At 60.3% G+C, this 16,736-nt stretch carries 14 protein-coding genes; 13 read left to right on the forward strand and 1 reads right to left on the reverse strand.

The window, feature by feature from the left end; all coding sequences use genetic code 11:
• The 13 genes from waaC to AACY42_RS07595 all read left to right on the forward strand — a co-directional run bounded on the left by waaC (position 1) and on the right by AACY42_RS07595 (position 14,667).
• The gene (gene waaC, locus AACY42_RS07535; protein ID WP_339478285.1) at positions 1–1,059 is read left to right on the forward strand and encodes a lipopolysaccharide heptosyltransferase I; all 1,059 of its coding nucleotides are present in this window, start codon (positions 1–3) and stop codon (positions 1,057–1,059) included.
• Entirely contained in the window at positions 1,059–2,183 is a 1,125-nt protein-coding gene (locus AACY42_RS07540) for a glycosyltransferase family 4 protein (protein ID WP_339478287.1), read from the forward strand. Before waaC ends, AACY42_RS07540 begins: the two co-directional genes overlap by 1 nt.
• On the forward strand, positions 2,180–2,986 hold the full coding sequence (gene rfaP / locus AACY42_RS07545) for a lipopolysaccharide core heptose(I) kinase RfaP (RefSeq protein ID WP_339478290.1): 807 nt from the start codon (positions 2,180–2,182) through the stop codon (positions 2,984–2,986). Before AACY42_RS07540 ends, rfaP begins: the two co-directional genes overlap by 4 nt.
• On the forward strand, positions 2,986–3,720 hold the full coding sequence (locus AACY42_RS07550; RefSeq protein ID WP_339478292.1) for a lipopolysaccharide kinase InaA family protein: 735 nt from the start codon (positions 2,986–2,988) through the stop codon (positions 3,718–3,720). Before rfaP ends, AACY42_RS07550 begins: the two co-directional genes overlap by 1 nt.
• Positions 3,717–4,469 carry a lipopolysaccharide kinase InaA family protein gene (locus AACY42_RS07555; protein ID WP_339478294.1) on the forward strand — a complete coding sequence of 251 codons (753 nt, stop codon included), beginning with the start codon at positions 3,717–3,719 and terminating at the stop codon, positions 4,467–4,469. The genes AACY42_RS07550 and AACY42_RS07555 overlap by 4 nt, the downstream gene beginning before the upstream one ends.
• Positions 4,469–5,929: a lipopolysaccharide kinase InaA family protein gene (locus AACY42_RS07560; protein WP_339478296.1), complete on the forward strand. Its 1,461-nt coding sequence runs from the start codon at positions 4,469–4,471 to the stop codon at positions 5,927–5,929. Before AACY42_RS07555 ends, AACY42_RS07560 begins: the two co-directional genes overlap by 1 nt.
• A 566-nt stretch (positions 5,930–6,495) precedes the next feature.
• Positions 6,496–8,253 (forward strand): carbamoyltransferase family protein, encoded by a 1,758-nt coding sequence (locus AACY42_RS07565; protein WP_003197115.1) that lies wholly within the window; start codon positions 6,496–6,498, stop codon positions 8,251–8,253.
• Positions 8,237–9,367, forward strand: coding sequence for a glycosyltransferase (locus tag AACY42_RS07570; RefSeq protein WP_339478297.1), 1,131 nt, complete (start codon positions 8,237–8,239; stop codon positions 9,365–9,367). The genes AACY42_RS07565 and AACY42_RS07570 overlap by 17 nt, the downstream gene beginning before the upstream one ends.
• Positions 9,367–10,263, forward strand: a complete 897-nt coding sequence (locus AACY42_RS07575) for an antimicrobial resistance protein Mig-14 (RefSeq protein ID WP_339478298.1) — start codon at positions 9,367–9,369, stop codon at positions 10,261–10,263. The genes AACY42_RS07570 and AACY42_RS07575 overlap by 1 nt, the downstream gene beginning before the upstream one ends.
• 8 nt (positions 10,264–10,271) lie before the next feature.
• The gene (locus AACY42_RS07580; RefSeq protein WP_339478600.1) at positions 10,272–11,690 is read left to right on the forward strand and encodes a PIG-L deacetylase family protein; all 1,419 of its coding nucleotides are present in this window, start codon (positions 10,272–10,274) and stop codon (positions 11,688–11,690) included.
• A gap of 60 nt (positions 11,691–11,750) precedes the next feature.
• Complete coding sequence (locus tag AACY42_RS07585; RefSeq protein WP_339478299.1) at positions 11,751–12,635, forward strand: DUF6625 family protein; 885 nt, start codon at positions 11,751–11,753, stop codon at positions 12,633–12,635.
• Positions 12,632–13,786: a glycosyltransferase family 4 protein gene (locus AACY42_RS07590; RefSeq protein WP_339478300.1), complete on the forward strand. Its 1,155-nt coding sequence runs from the start codon at positions 12,632–12,634 to the stop codon at positions 13,784–13,786. The genes AACY42_RS07585 and AACY42_RS07590 overlap by 4 nt, the downstream gene beginning before the upstream one ends.
• Positions 13,783–14,667 (forward strand): glycosyltransferase, encoded by an 885-nt coding sequence (locus AACY42_RS07595; protein WP_339478301.1) that lies wholly within the window; start codon positions 13,783–13,785, stop codon positions 14,665–14,667. Before AACY42_RS07590 ends, AACY42_RS07595 begins: the two co-directional genes overlap by 4 nt.
• An 89-nt stretch (positions 14,668–14,756) precedes the next feature.
• Here the strand turns inward: AACY42_RS07595 and AACY42_RS07600 are convergent, their stop codons facing one another.
• On the reverse strand, positions 14,757–16,613 hold the full coding sequence (locus AACY42_RS07600; RefSeq protein WP_339478601.1) for an O-antigen ligase family protein: 1,857 nt from the start codon (positions 16,611–16,613) through the stop codon (positions 14,757–14,759).
• Positions 16,614–16,736: the final 123 nt, after the last annotated feature.

The raw sequence follows: 16,736 nt of genomic DNA on the forward strand, positions 1-16,736 counted from the left end.
TTGCGGGTATTGCTGATCAAGACTTCTTCGCTGGGGGATGTGGTCCACACGCTGCCGGCGCTGACCGACGCGGCGCGGGCGATTCCTGGCATCAAGTTCGATTGGGTGGTGGAAGAAGGCTTTGCCGAAATCCCCACCTGGCACCCGGCCGTGGGCAAGGTCATTGCGGTGGCGATTCGTCGCTGGCGCAAGAACCTCTGGCAAACCATCAGGAGTGGCGAGTGGCGACGCTTCAAGCAGAGCGTGCGCGCCGAGAAGTACGACCTGGTGATTGACGCCCAAGGTCTGCTGAAAAGCGCTTGGCTGACCCGCTACATCAAGGCGCCGGTGGCCGGCCTGGATAAAAATTCGGCGCGTGAGCCCCTGGCCGCGCGCTTTTATTCCCGGCGCCTGGCGGTGGCTCGCGGTCAGCATGCGGTCGAGCGCGTGCGTCAGTTATTCGCCCTGGCGCTGGGTTATGACTTGCCGCAGACCCAGGGCAGCTATGGCCTCGACATCGACCGATTGGTGGAATTGCCACGCCCTTACCCCTACGTGGTGTTCCTGCACGGCACGACGTGGGAGTCCAAGCATTGGCCTGAACTTTACTGGCGCCAGCTCACCGAGCGCATGGGGCAGTTCGGCGTGGTGGTGAAACTGCCGTGGGGCAACCCCGCCGAGAAGGCCCGGGCCGAACGCATCGCCAACGGGCTGCGCAACGCCTTGGTGCTGCCGAAGCTGAACCTTGGCGGGATGGGCAAGGTGCTTGCCGGTGCCCAGGCCTGCGTGGCTGTGGACACCGGTCTCGGCCATTTGGCCGCGGCCTTGGACGTACCGACCATTTCGCTGCTCGGCCCGACCAATCCGGTGCTGACCGGCGCCTACGGCAAGGGCCAGATTCACCTCGCCAGTGATTTCCCTTGCGCGCCGTGCATGCAGAAACAATGCACTTACTCACCGACCGCCGAAGATGCCCGGCGGTTTGACCTGAAACGCGAGCAGCCCTTGTGCTTCACGCGTCTGAACCCCGAGCGTGTTGCCAGCCACCTGAGCACGTTATTGGCTGAGGAGCCGCGCTGATGCAATTGGCTTTTGTCCTTTATAAGTACTTCCCCTTCGGTGGCCTGCAGCGTGACTTCATGCGCATCGCCCTGGAATGCCAGCGACGCGGTCACCAGATCCGTGTCTACACGCTGATCTGGGAAGGTGATGTGCCGCCCGGCTTCGAAGTACTGGTGGCGCCGGTCAAGGCGCTGTTCAATCATCGCCGCAACGAGAAGCTCAGTGCGTGGATGGAGGCCGACCTGGCCAAGCGCCCGGTGGACCGTTTGATCGGCTTCAACAAAATGCCCGGCCTGGACGTGTACTACGCCGCCGATGGCTGCTTCGAAGACAAGGCGCAGAACCTGCGCAACTCGTTGTACCGGCGCTGGGGCCGCTACCGGCATTTCGCCGAGTATGAGCGGGCTGTGTTCGCCAAGGACGCCAAGACCGATGTGCTGATGATCTCTGAAGTCCAGCAGCCACTGTTCATTAAGCACTACGGTACGCCGCTTGAGCGCTTTCACTTGCTGCCGCCGGGCATCGCCCAGGACCGGCGGCGGCCCGCCGACGCCGACGAGATCCGTGCGGCGTTCCGGGCCGAATTCGAGCTGGCCGATGACGATCTGCTGCTGGTGCAGATCGGCTCCGGGTTCAAGACCAAGGGCGTGGATCGCAGCCTCAAGGCCCTGGCCGCGCTGCCAACCGAATTGCGAAAACGCACCCGGTTGTTTGTAATCGGCCAGGATGACCCCAAGGTATTCCAACTGCAGAGCGCCGCACTGGGGCTCGGTGATAATGTGCGGTTTCTCAAGGGGCGCAGCGACATCCCGCGTTTCCTGCTGGGCGCCGACCTGTTGATCCATCCGGCGTATAACGAGAACACCGGCACGGTATTGCTCGAAGCACTGGTGGCCGGGTTGCCGGTGCTGGTCAGCGCGGTGTGTGGGTACGCCCACTACATCGCCGAAGCCGACAGTGGCCTGGTGCTGGCCGAGCCGTTCGAGCAAGCACAGCTCACCGCGTACCTGGGGCGCATGTTGAACGATGCCGATGCCCGGGCGGCCTGGAGTCGCAACGGTCTGGCCTTCGCCGAGACGGCCGACCTCTACAGCATGCCGCAGCACGCGGCCGATGTGATATTGGCGGAGCACGCACAATGAAGTTGATGCTGGCCGAACCGTTCAAGAGCCTTTGGGCCGGGCGCGATGCGTTCGCCGAAGTCGAGGCGCTCAAGGGCGAGGTCTATCGCGAACTGGAAGCCCGGCGCACCTTGCGCACGGAGGTGGACGGTCGTGGTTTTTTCGTGAAGATCCACCGTGGCATCGGTTGGGGCGAGATCTTCAAGAACCTGTTCACCGCCAAGCTGCCGGTACTCGGCGCAGGGCAGGAATGGAAAGCGATCCAGCGTTTGCAGGAAGTCGGCGTGCCGACCATGACGGCTGTCGCATACGGCGAGAAGGGCAGTAACCCGGCAGACCAGCACTCGTTCATCGTCACCGAAGAGCTGGCGCCGACCGTCAGCCTCGAAGACTTCAGCATCGACTGGGTCAAGCAACCGCCGCAACCGGCACTCAAACGTGCCCTGATCGCCGAAGTGGCGCGCATGACCGGCATGATGCACCGCGCCGGGGTCAACCATCGTGACTGCTACATTTGCCACTTCTTGCTGCATACCGACAAGCCGGTAACACCTGCCGATTTCAAACTTTCGGTGATCGACCTGCACCGTGCCCAGACCCGTCCGGCCATTACTATTCGCTGGCGCAACAAGGACCTGGCGGCGCTGTATTTCTCGGCGCTGGACATCGGCCTGACCCGGCGCGACAAGCTGCGTTTCCTCAAGGGTTATTTCCAGCAACCGCTACGGCGGATCCTTGCCGAAGAGGCTTCGCTGCTGGCCTGGCTCGAAGGCAAGGCCAACAAGTTGTATGCCCGTAAGCAGCGATACGGGGACGCGCTCTGATGTCGGGTTGGAATCTGGAGCCGGCCTACGCCGATTTGGTGCAAGATTTTGGCAGCCTCGAGGCGGTCTTCGCGCTGCAAGGGGAGCGTTTGACCCGTGATCCGTTGTCAGAGGTGATCCGGGTGCAGCGAAACGGCGTGAATTACTACGTCAAACGCTACGTCGGGGCCGGCAAAGGCTTGCGACGCTACCTGGGCAAACCGCGGGTCAAGTCCGAATGGCAGAACCTCAAGCGCTTCGCCAAATGGGGCATCCCCACCGCCGAAGTCGTGGGCTGGGGCTTGGAGCGAAATGGCGCGACCTATGCCCGCGGCGCGATGATCACCCGCGAACTGCCGCACACCGAAGACCTCTCGGCCTTGGCCGAGCGTCGCGACCCGAGGCTGGCCGACCGTGCCTGGGTCGATGGCGTGAGCCAGCAGTTGGCTGGCTACACGCGGACCATGCACGACCACCGTTTCACCCATAACGACCTGAAGTGGCGCAACCTGTTGATCGATGACCGCTCGCGGCTGTTTCTGATCGACTGTCCAAATGGGGCCTTCTGGCGTGGCTTCTGGCTCAAGTACCGTATTACCAAGGATCTGGCGTGCCTGGATAAAGTGGCCAAATACCATTTGTCGGCCACGCAGCGCCTGCGGTTCTACCTGCAATACCGCCAGTGCGACCGGCTCGATGCGTGTGACAAGAAACGCATCCGTCATGTGGTGAGATTTTTCGAGGGGCGTGAATGACTGATTTTCTGGCCGCTGAAGACCGGGCGTTGTTGCAACGTCATGGCCTGGACAGCTTCGAGGCCTTGTGGGCGCGGCAATTGGACGCGGTGGACGAACCCAATACCTCGGGTGACGGCTGGAGCAGTGTGTTCCGGCTGGACCTGGAGGGGCAGGGTTATTACCTCAAGCGCCAGAGCAATTACCTGACACGGACCTTGTCCCATCCGTTTGGCGAGCCAAGTTTCTCCCGGGAGTTTCGCAACATCAGCCGTTATCGCCAGCTGGGCATTCCCGCTCTGCAAGCGGCGTTCTATGGTCAGCGCAAGGTGAGCGGAGAGGTGCGGGCGATCCTGCTGACCCGTGCCCTGGATGGCTGGGATGACCTGGATTCGCTGGTGCAGCGCTGGTCGAGCCTGGCGGCGGTGCAGCGCACCACCATCCTCAAGGCCTGCGGTTTGCTGGTGCGGCGCCTGCATGGCATGCATCAGGTGCACGGTTGCTTCTATCCAAAACACATCTTCCTGCAAGCCACCGCTGACGGCTATCAGGCGCAATTGATCGACCTGGAAAAGACCCGGCCGCTCTTGTTCGGGCTGCGTGATCGGGTCAAGGACCTGGAGCCTTTGCTGCGTCGCGCCTCTGTCTGGAGTGATGCCGATGTGCGTCAGTTGCTGTCCAGTTATCTGGATCAGCCGCTCGACAGTGGGCTGGTCGACAACTGGATGACCCGTCTGAACGCTCGGCGCAGCCACAAGGAAGCCCGTTGATGCATTTGTCCGAACTCAAACATGCCGGCCGCAGCCCCAGCCTGCCCCTGAGCCTGGAACTGGTCGATGCCGCCGGCCCGGCGAAGTTGCAACTGCTTTCGTTGTTGCGGGTGTTGCCGGGCCAGCGTTATGTCGGTGCTGGCGTCTGGCGTGGCCGGCCGGTGTTGGCCAAATTATTGGTGGGCAACAAGGCCGCCCGGCATTTCCAGCGAGAGCTGCAAGGCGTGCGCCTGCTGGCAGAGCAGGGGCTGACCACGCCGTTGTTGCTGGCCGATGGCCTGAAAGAGGGTGAAGGTGGCTGGTTGTTGTTCGAATTGCTTGAAGACGCCGAGAGCCTGGGGGATGCCTGGAAACAGGTCGAGCAGTTGCCATTGCTGGCCGACGAGCAGGTGGCGGTGCTGGCCGAAGCCCTAGGCGCTATCGCGCAATTGCACAGCAAAGGCCTGTGGCAGGAAGACCTGCACCTGGACAATCTGCTGCGTCATGACGGCAAGCTCTATTTGATCGACGGTGCCGGTATCCGCGCTGAAACCCCAGGGCAGCCGCTGTCGCGGCAAAAAGTATTGGAGAACCTGGGGGTGTTTTTCGCCCAGCTCCCCAAAGCCCTCCAGCCGTTCAATGAAGAACTGTTGGTGTATTACCTGCTGGGCAACGCCGAACACGCACTGCCCATGGAAGCGCTGCAAAAACAGACCGACAAAGTGTATGCCTGGCGCCTGAAGGATTTCCTCGAAAAAGTCGGGCGCGAGTGCAGCCTGTTCAGCGTGCAACGCGGGGCGTTTGGCCTGCGGGCGATCCGTCGTGATGAAGAAGCGGCCATGACGCCGGTGCTGGAACAGGCTGATGCGTTGCTCGACCAGGGCCATCTGTACAAGACCGGTGGCGCCGCTAGTGTCGGTAAAGTCGAGGCGAACGGTCGCACCTTGGTGATCAAACGCTACAACATCAAAAACTTCGCCCATTGGCTCAAGCGCTTCTGGCGCCCGAGCCGCGCCTGGCACTCCTGGCGCGAAGGTCATCGACTGACCTTCCTCGGCATCGCCACGCCCAAGCCGCTGGCGTTGTTGGAAAAGCGTTTCCTGTGGCTGCGCCGTGGTGCTTACCTGGTCACCGAACACCTGGCGGGGCCGGACATCATCGAGCGTTTCGGCCCTTACGTGCAAAACGGTGACGCGCCCGAGGCCGAGTTGCTGGCACTGGATCGGTTGTTCGCCGACCTGATCCGCGAACGCATCAGCCATGGCGACTTCAAGGGCCACAACCTGTTCTGGCAGCACGACCGCTGGGCGCTGATCGATCTCGACTCCATGTGCCAACACCGCACTCTGGCCAGCTTTGCCCCGGCCTACGCCCGGGATCGCGCGCGGTTCATGCGCAATTGGTCGCAGGACAGTGCGCTGTATCGGGTGATCGATGGGCGGTTGCCCAAGGATGTCGATAGCACGCCATCTGTCTTGTAAACGGTCACCGTGGCGAGGGAGCTTGCGCCCGGAGGAGCTGTGTAGGAACTGTCGAGTGCAACGAGGCTGCGATCTTTCCCCAGACAATTGAGTCCCAAGCGAAAGATCAAAAGATCGTCCGAACGCGGCCCGAGCCTTCGCCAGCTCCTACAGAGCCGAGCGGGAGCAAGCTCCCTCGCCACGGACCGCGTACACCTTCAGGCCGAGAAAGGGGCGGATTCAGGTGTGAAATGCACCACCGCTACAGGGATGCTGACCGCGCTACGGGGAGGAAGCTTTGGGGGGAGTTGCGCTCCAGAAAGCGAAAAGCCCCGATGAAACTCACCGAGGCGTAGACGCCGACCGGGATCCCCCAGTCCATTTGGGCGAAGCCTATGTTGGTAACCATTAGCTGCCAATGGACATGCAATGGGTAACTCGCCACGAGCTTGCCGCTTGCAGCTAGAGGCTTGCTGCCGCTTTTACGCTATAATCCCGCCCTTTAGCTGCCCCACACCCTTGGTGCGCGGCACATCCATTTTTTGCGGCGCTTGGCGCCCGTATGCAGACATAAGAGGCTAGACCCTGTGGCATTGACGATTCTTGGCCTGTCCGGCGCCCTTAGCCATGATCCTTCCGCTGCGCTGTACATTGACGGCAAGCTGATCGCGGCGGCCGAGGAAGAGCGTTTCGTACGCGATAAACATGCAAAGAACCGCATGCCCTACGAATCGGCGAAGTTCTGCCTGGAGCAGGCCGGTATCAAGCCTTCCGACGTCGATGTGGTGGCGATCCCGTTCGCCCCGATCAGCCTGTTTGGCGAAGCGCGCTGGCACTACGCCAAGCGTTACTGGTACGCCCCTGACCGCGCCCTCGACGCGATCCTGATGGGCAACCGTCGCTACAAGCGCTATCGCCGCAAGATCGTCTGGTGCCTGGAGCAACTGGGCTTCGATCCGAAAAAAATCAAGATCGAACCGGTTGAGCATCACCTGGCCCACGCCTCCAGCGCCTACCACTGCTCGGGCTTTCAGGAGAAAACCGCAATCCTGGGTATCGACGGCAAGGGCGAATACGCCACGACCTTCTTTGGCTACGGCGAAAACGGCAAGATCCACAAGATCAAGGAATTCTTCGACCCGGACTCCCTGGGCGGCCTGTACGGCGCGATCACCGAGTTCCTCGGTTTTGAAATGCTCGACGGTGAGTTCAAGGTCATGGGCATGGCGCCTTACGGCGATGCCACCAAGTACGACTTCTCGCGCCTGGCCTCTTTTGAAAATGGCGAACTGGTGATCAACACCGACTACGCCAACGTGATCGGCCTGCGTCGCTATAAAGAGAAGGGCAAGGGTTTCTACTTCTCGCCGAAGTTGATCGAATGGCTCGGCCCGAAACGTGAAGGCGACATCGCCGACGAGCCGTACATTCACTACGCGGCGAGCATGCAAGCGCTGTTCGAGAAGCTCGCGCTGCAAATGATCGACCACTACCTGGGCGACGTGCTCAAGGAAACCGGCAAGCTGGCCTTCGCCGGCGGCTGCGCGTTGAACGTCAAGCTGAACCAGAAAATCATCGCCCGTGACGACGTCAAGGAGCTGTTCGTGCAACCGGCTTCCGGCGACGCCGGTACGGCGGTGGGTGCGGCGGCTTATGTGTCCCACGCCCGTGGCGTGCCGGTCGAGAAGATGGAACACGTCTACCTCGGCCCGGCCTACAGCAACGAAGACGTGATCGCTGCGTGCGCCCGTCATCCGAGCAAGCCTGCGTGGCGCAAGATCGACAACACCCCCGAGCGCATTGCCAAGATCATGGTCGATGGCAACCCCGTGGCCTGGTTCCAGGGGCGCATGGAGTTTGGCCCGCGTGCCTTGGGCGGCCGTTCGATCATCGGGTGCCCAAGCGCCAGCGGCGTGGCCGATCGGATCAACGAACAAATCAAGTTCCGCGAGCGCTGGAGGCCTTTCTGCCCGTCGATGCTCGACACCGTTGCGCCGCAGATGATCAAGGTCGACCACCCTGCGCCGTTCATGACCTTCACCTTCGAAGTGGCCGAGGAATGGAAAACCCGCGTGCCGGAAGTCGTCCATGAAGACGGCACCTCCCGGGCCCAGGTGCTCAAGCGCGAATACAACCCGCGCTACTACGACATGATGAAGGCCCTGGAAGTCCTGACCGGCAACGGCGTGTCGCTGAACACCTCGCTCAACCGTCGTGGTGAACCGATGATCTGCTCGCCGACCGATGCGCTGAACATGTTCTTCGGTTCCGACCTGCAGTACCTGATCATGGAAGACATCCTGGTGGTCAAAGACGGCGTGGACGCTTATGACACGCTCGGCTGAGCGACATGTGCTGCAGTTCTGCCACGGTTATGACGGGCCGTTCCTGGACTGCGCCCGTCAGTATGCGAGTCTGTTCGCGGGCACTGGCTATCGCGTGACCACGGTGTTCCTCACCGGGGTGGCGGATGCGCAAGTCGCTGCCGCTTGCGCCTCGGACGAGGTGCTGTTCATGGAGTACAGCTCCAGTGCCATTCGTGGCCTGAAGCTGGGCGCCATCGGCGACCTGCGCAAGATTGCCGCCTCACGCAATTTCAGTTTCTGCATTGCTCATCGCTTCAAGCCGATCTACATCGCCCTGATCGGCACCCGCTTGCCGGTGATCGGCGTGCATCATGCCTTCGATGACTACCAACGGCGTACCCGCCGGCTGTTCGCTCAGGTGTTTCGTAAACGCCTGAGCCTGCTCGGGGTTTCCGATGCGGTGCGTGACGACATGCGCCGCTGCTTGCCGAAATGGCCGGCTGCCCGGATCCAGACCCTCTACAACCGCATCGACCTCGATGCCACGCAGGCCAGCCTGGTTTCTCGGGAGGAGGCGCGGCACACCCTGGGGCTGGACGCGCATGCCTGGATTGTCGGCAATGTCGGCCGCCTGCATCCGGACAAGGACCAGGCCACCTTGTTGCGCGGTTTTGCTGCGGCGCTGGCGTATCTGCCAGCCAACAGCCAGTTGGCGATTCTCGGCAAGGGCCGTCTGGAGCAGGACCTCCGGGCATTGGCACTGGAATTGGGCATCGCCGACCGCGTGCTGTTGCTCGGCCAGGTGCCCGAGGCGCGCCGTTATTTCCGCGCGTTCGATGTCTTTGCCCTGAGCTCCGACCATGAGCCGTTCGGCATGGTGCTGCTCGAAGCCATGGCTGCCGGCGTTCCGTTGCTGGCCACTGCTTGCGGTGGTGCCAGGGAGGTGGTCGAAGGCGTCGGCATCCTGTTTCCGCAGGGTGACGCCGAGCACATGGCCCAGGGCTTGCAACACCTGGCGGCCATGGACGATCTGCAGCGTCGCCAATGCGCCGAGCTGATGCTCGACCGCTTGCGCGAAAGCTTCTCGGATCGTGCCGTACGCGAGGCATTCTGGCGTTTGCCCCAAGTCACCGAACTGGCGCAGAGGGCCTGATGTTCAATCGATTCCAAGGCTGGCGTGAGCGCGGCTGGACCGCCGTTGACGCGTCGATTTATGCCCAGGCCTGGCAGCGTTTTGGCGGCAGTGTGGCGACCCATCCCCTGGTGGTCGAGCGTCTGGCGGCCCTGGCAGGGATTCCCGTGCGTTACCTGGCATTCGAGCAAGGTGGCGAGCTCAAGGCGGCCATACCCACCTGGGGCCGTGACCTGGCGTTGTCCAAAGACGTGCTCAAGCGCAGCGGCAAGAAGGGGTTGTTCGACCTGGGCAATGCCGAACTGATCCTGCCGGCAGCGTCGGATGCACAAGCGCCGTTGCGTCATCGTGGGCGTTACCTGTCGGCCCTCAACGAGGGGCGCTTCAGTGGCTTGAAGTTGCAGCAGGAACAACTGGCCATGGCCCGCACGCCGGAAGAACTGTCCAAGAAGTTCCGCTACAACCAGCGTCGTGAACTGCGCTTGCTGGAAGAGGCGGGCGGGGTGGTACGGCCGGTCGGCGAGTTTTCCAGCGTCGAGCTGGCCTCAATCTACTGCGACCTGTTCCTGCGTCGCTGGGGCTTTGCGGCTACCGGTGCCGAGCGCATGGGCGAGGTGATCGAGTTGCTGCGTGAATGGCTGATCGGTTCGGTGATCTTCCTCAACGATGCGCCGATTGCCATCCAATTGGTGTATCGCGTCGAAGCGCCCGAGTGGATCAGCGTCGAGTACATCAACGGTGGCGTCGACCCGCAGACTCGCGAATTCAGCCCCGGCAGTGTGTTGAGCTTTCTCAACACTCAAAGCGCCTGGGAACATGCCCGTGCCGCTGGCAAGCCGTTGCGTTTTTCGTTCGGCCGGGCGGACCGGGAGTACAAGGACCGTTGGTGCAACCCCGTGCCGGTGTTTACCGTATGAACCCACCGATCAGTCGCAAGCAACAGTTGCTAAGGCGCCACCGTCGCAACAAGCGCGTGGGGTTGCTGCTCGCCCTCATCGTGCTGGTCTTGCTGGGTGTGGCAGTGGCCTGGTGGCTGCCACTGGTGTTGGCGGTATTGGGCTGGATCGCCCATGAGGCGTGGTTCGCCGATCATCTGTTCTATTCACCCAGGGATGATTACCAGTACAGCTTCCCGCCGTTCACCCAGCAACCCAAGGTGCACCTCAATGCCGGACGGCTGCGGCTGGACGAAGGCGTGATTCTGGACGATGGCGCGACGTTAATTCTCGCGTTGCGGGTCAAGAGTACCTGGCTGGGGCGCTTCATCGACCCGGTTGTCGAATTGTTGGGCGGCGAAAGGGACCAGCAGACTTTCGAGCGCGGGGTCAACGGCCTGCGCTATCTCAATCTCAGCGAGCAGGGACCGGCGTTGTCCCGGGGTGAGCTGCGCCTGCGCGGGCGCCATTGCCGTTTGCTGGGCGAGCCGACGCTATGGTCCTTCACGCCGCCGCAAGTGCAGCGCCAGCGGGTGATGGTCATCGCTCCCCACGCCGACGATGCGGAACTGGCCGCCTACGGTTTGTACAGCCAGGCTGACGAAGCTTGGATCGTCACGCTGACCGCCGGTGAAATCGAAGCCGAACATTATCGACAGATGGGCTTGGACCGCGTCGAAGCTGCGCGGCTCAAGGGCCGTTTGCGCGCCTGGGACAGCATTGCCGTACCGCGTTGGGCCGGGGTGCCTGAAGCGCACTGTGTGCAGTTGGGGTACTTCTGCCTGCAACTGGCCGCCATGCAAGCTGCGCCGAACCAACCACAAGGTTCTCGCGAGGCTGACCTGAGCGATACCCGGCTGTTCCGTCAGTTGAACCCGTTCCACCTGCCCGGCGATGCCGACGGCGCGCCGACCTGGAACAACCTGTTGGCGGACCTGCGCGAACTGCTGCTCAAGGCGCGTCCCGAGGTCATTGTGTTGCCGCATCCGACCCTTGATCCGCACCCCGACCATCTCTGCGCCCATCATGCCGTCCTCCAAGCCCTCGAAGGCCTGGAGTGGCAGCCAACCACGCTGTTGGGCTACGCCAATCACCTGCATGACAATGACCGTTGGCCCATGGGGGATACCGGAGAAGGCGTGGCGTTGCCGCCGGTCTTCGATCCAGGTCAGTTGATGCAACCCCTGAGCTTGCCTTTATCAGTGGCAGCCCAGCGGGACAAGGCCATGGCCTTGGGAATGATGCATGATCTGCGACCGCCAGCGCCTTTGAAGCGCCGGTTAAGGCGATGGATACAGTATGTCCTGACCCGTAGAGTGCGGTCTGTTTATGGCGAGAACGATTTTTTCCGCAAAGCGGTCAGGCGTCACGAGCTCCTCTGGCTGTTGACATCTGCGAAGCGCAGGTAACACATAAATGACGCATAACCCCCTCCAGCGTCCTTCGTCCTTGGTGAATGTGAGCTTGCTGTGATCAATCCATGCCCGCGTATTCTTTTTATCATTCCGTATTTCGGACGCTGGCCGTTCTGGATGCCATTGTTTCTCGAAAGTTGCCGGCGTAACGCTGATATTGATTGGCTGTTGTTCAGTGATTGCGGTGTTCCGGAAAGTCTTCCACCGAACGTAACGGTTGAAAGCTCCACGTTCGAGGCGTATTGCCAGCTGGTTTCCCGGCGATTGGAGATCGAATTCAGGCCGAAACAGCCCTATAAACTGTGTGATATCAAGCCTGCCCTTGGGTACATTCATATCGATCGTCTCGACGGCTATGATTTTTGGGCTTTTGGCGATATTGACCTGGTGTACGGTGATCTTCGGCAGTATTTCACCGCTGAACGCCTGGCCGGCCATGACGTGTTTTCCACTCATGAACGCCGTGTCGCTGGCCATTTGTGCTTGATACGCAATACGGCTCGTGCACGTGAAGTGTTCAAGCTGATCAAGCGCTGGAAAGAACGTTTTACCGACGATCAGCACTACGCGCTGGATGAAGGCGCGTTCAGCCGTATTTTCCTGTGGCGCAAGAATTTTCCCGAGCCGCTGTTTACCCTGGTGGGTAAATTCAATCCATGGCGTCGACGCAGTGAGTTCACAGAAGCGTTCAGCACTCCGGGTGGGTGCATAAAGTGGCATGACGGTTCGGAGAATTTCCCCCTTCGCTGGTACTGGCGTAATGGTCGCCTGACGAATGATCGGGATGGCGACCGCGTTTTCCCTTATTTTCATTTCGTCTGCTGGAAGCGCAACGAGTGGTCGACCCTGCCCGAGCCAGATCCTGCCGGGATACAACGGCTGGCAACATCGCCTGCCTGGATGATTGATGCGGCGGGTTTGCACCAAGGAGAATTATGAGTCAGCGGTTGAAGGTGCTGCAGCTGCAGCCGGATTACAACGTTAAGCAGCATGATTTCGCCGATCTTGCGGAACAGATCGTCAAGGCCCTGCCCAGTGAACGCTACGAGGTGACAGCGGCTTTTTTACGAGGTCGTCCGGGGCCTGGCGAAGCCGTCAGTCGGGCGGACCGTTCGGTTTATTTCGAATTTTCCGACAAGGCGCTCAAGGGAATGCGCGTTCGTGCGATGTGGCAGTTGTACCAGTTCTGTCGCCGGGAAAAATTCGATGTGGTCGTGTGCAATCGCTTCAAACCCGTCAACATGATGTTGCAGCTCAATCGATGGTTGAAAATCCCGCTGTGCATCGGCATTTCCCACGGGTTCGGGGAATATGACCGCTTTTATCGTCGCCGCCAGACGCAGCGGCTGGTGGATCGGCACTGGCGGTTTGTCGGCGTGTCGCCAGCCGTCAAGCAGTATCTGCTGGACTGTCGTTGCGGTTTTACCGATCCCAATACCTACGCCATCACCAACGCCATTGATATCGAACAGGCTGAAGCCTTGCAGCACCCGCGTGAGCGCGCCCGTGAATTGTTGGGTATCAGCCCTTCGGTGAGGCTGATTGGCGCCTTGGGTCGGTTGGTTCCGGTCAAGGGACATACATACCTGTTGCAAGCCTTTGCCACGCTTAAGGATAAATACCCTACGGCCCAACTGGCGATCATTGGCGCTGGACGGGAAGAGTCCCGGCTGGCGGCGCAGATCGATCAGTTGGGTCTGAGGGATCGCGCCCACCTGTTGGGCTTCAAGGAAAACGCTCTGCAATACGTGAGGGCATTCGATATCTGGACCATGCCCTCCCTGGCCGAAGGCTTGGGCCTAGCGCTGCTGGAAGGCATGAGTGGACATCTGCCGGTGATCGCTTCGGATGTACCGGCCATGTTGCCATTGATTGAGGGGGCCGGAGGCCTGGCGGTAACGCCCGCCGATGTGCCGAGCCTGATAGCGGCACTCGACACCTACCTGGCGCTTTCGGACTCCGAGCTCAAGGCCTGTGGCGAGCGAGCCTATCGATACCTTGTCGAGCAGCACGACATCGAAGTATTCCGTCGGCAGTATCTTGATCTGATCGAGACCGGCCTGAATGAAGCTCAAAAGGAGCAGCCATGAGTGCCGCGCAACCTGTCGTAAGCGTGATCATCGCGTCATATAACCATGGCCGATACATTGAGGAATGCATTCTCAGCGTCCTGGGGCAGACCTATCCGAACATAGAGTTGCTGGTCATCGATGATGGCTCCACTGATGACAGCGTCGAGCGTATCCGGCGCTTGCAGGCGGTGCATGGCTTTGACTTTCGGGTCCAGCAGAACCAGGGGCTGACCAATACGCTTAACGAGTCGGTCGCCCGCTGCAGTGGCAGCTTGATTGTGCCGTTTGGTTCCGACGACATTATGCTGCCCGAGCGGATTGCCGTTCAGGTGGCCTACATGGACGGCAAGCCCGAGGTCGGTATCTGTGCGGGTAATATCGAACTGATTGATGCCGACGGGAATCTTTTTCCCGAGAGTCGTCAGAACCGCGAGGTACCCTTCCGGCGGCTGGATTTCGAAGACATGTTCATGGAGCGTAAACCCTACCCACCGGCACCGACTCTGATGATTCGTCGCGAGGCGCTGGAGAAAGTAGGTGGATTTGATCCGCAGATTCGTCTGGAAGACCTGTTGATCGAGCTGAAAGTGACCCGGGCCGGTTATTTTATCGATGGCCTGAGCGTCTTGATGGCGCGCTATCGCAAGCACGCAACCAACTCCTACAAGAACCATCGGTTCATGACCGACAGTATTCTGCGCACCTATGCCTTGTTCAGCGATCATCCGCTTTATGACCAGGTGCGCTATAAGTTTCTCAATTCCATGTTCCTGAAAACGTCCAACCGCGACCACGCGTTCGCCCGTGAGTTGTTGGCGCAGATTCCCTTCAGGGTTTGGAACAAAAAAACCTGGCGAGGCTTGGGTCGACTGTTTTTCTGCCCGCTGGAAAAACACTGAACCCCGACCAGCGACTGCGGAAAAATCCTGGCCGCTACATTCTGTATCGAAGAGCGGCCTGTGCTGAAAGCCTGGGGTTCAAGGGGGCCTCATACCCGGGCAGGGTTGCTCCCCGACAAAATTTGCTTTTGCAGGTTATCGACGGCCAGTTTTGAGGCAACCGTGGCGTAACCGTCCAGCAGCGCCTCAAGATGTTGCTCGAAAAGCCAGCCGTGATCTTCCTTATAACGCTGCAGGTGGCGCAGATTGCGCTGGCGAAGCGCTATCCTGAGGGACGACGGATAGAGGTACAGGTCGGCCACATCGATCAGGCCGAATTCACCGTTTTCCAGCACCAGCACATTGCCCAGGTGCAGCGAGCGAAAGTAAACGCCTCGCTCGTGCAGTTGCGCCATGAATTTACCAAAGCTTTCGACGAGGGCATGGCGCCGCGCAGGCGTAGAAGCAGCTTGCAGCGCCTGGCGCAAGGTCATCCCTGGCAGGGGAACATAGTGCACCGCGCTGCTGCCGTCGTTCAGATGGTACACGTGGCGGATTGTCGGGCTCGGTATTCCCAGGTTTTGCAATTGTTGGCTGTGCACCGCAAAGCGCTCGGAATAAGGATTGAAACCGCCGGAGGTGTACCAGCGGCGTGCGCGAAACAGTTTGAGAAAATCGCCCCCCACCAGGCGCAGAACTTTTGGTCCCAGACCGTCGGACTCGATCACTTGGGCTCCTGAGGCAAGTCTGTCCAGGGCTTGCGGTGTCAGCCGTTGCACAGGGGTGACCAGCAAGCGCCTGGCGCGGTAATTGATGCTCAAGGCGGCGATCAGGGCCAGGGGGATCCACAGTAGGAACCAATGCTCCTTCGGCCTGGAAAGAATGCCACCACCTTCAGTCAGTCCCGCTGCCATGCCATATACCAGCCAGGTGGAGGCGACCACCAACAAGGGATGAGCCCGATAACGCCAGCTGTTCAGCACGCTCCAGGCCTGGAAAAAGATCCATGGAAGAAAGCCAATAATCCCGACGTAGTACAGGACGCCGAGGGCAAAGTTATGGGGCTCCGCCAGCATGTAGCCTATGCCTGGATCAACCTCTAATTCGGCGCCATAGCCGTGACCGATCCAGGGATGTTGGGCTATCGCCTGCAAGATGATCTGCCAGATCTCGAAGCGGTACGAGTCCCCACGGGCGAAGATCATCTCGTTAAACAATACGCCTGTGACGCCGCCACTAATTAATAGGAGACTGAGCAAGGCAAGCGAGCGTCGATTCCAGCAAAGGATACCGACCCAGATGGCGGCTGCAACCAAGGCGACCAGAGGGGTCCGTGAGCCGGTAGCGACGACCGCGGTGAACATGACCAAGGCCGCAGGGACGGTCAGCCAGAAAATATGGCGATTTTTCCAGAGCATGCTCAGGCTTAACCAGTAAACGCAGAAGAAGCCATACAGGTGTGAGGCGAGCAGCGGATTGTCGAAGGCGCCACCGCCAATCAGGCGCAATCGCGGCCGATATATCTGGGTAAACGCATACAAATTGTAGAGCGTGGCGATCAGGGCGACTGTTGCCGCGCAAAACAGTAGCGGGTGCAGCAGGTCGCTACGATAGCGCACCAATAGGTAACAGCCGACGAACAAGAACACGGTATGCAATACGGTTTTGATCGGGCGCGCGATGCTTTCGGTCTCGGGGGCCCACGACACGCTGATCAGCGCCCAACCCGCGAACATCAAAAGGGCGACGAAAATCGGCTCGCGAATCAGTTCCTTCAGCGCTCTCGGCCTCAGGCACACGGCTATGAGGGCGGGGATGCTGAACAACCCGTAGAACAATTTATGGTGCTGGCTGCGCCCTGGCAGAAAGAACAAGGCACACAGGAGCAGCAAGAAGCCAAGCGGAAGAATCCATTGGCAGATGAAGTCGAAAACTCTATTGGACGTGGCGGGGTGCTTGGATAACATGCTTAGGAATTCATTCCTGAAATCGGTTGGCCATTCAAGGTGATGGCTTTTTGGTGTTTTGCAGACGCGTAACAATAACAGCCTTAGCGGTTTGCCAGAACACCGAAGAAGCTGTGTTAAAGT

Source organism: Pseudomonas sp. RL_5y_Pfl2_73 (genome assembly GCF_963970515.1).
Lineage (GTDB): Bacteria > Pseudomonadota > Gammaproteobacteria > Pseudomonadales > Pseudomonadaceae > Aquipseudomonas.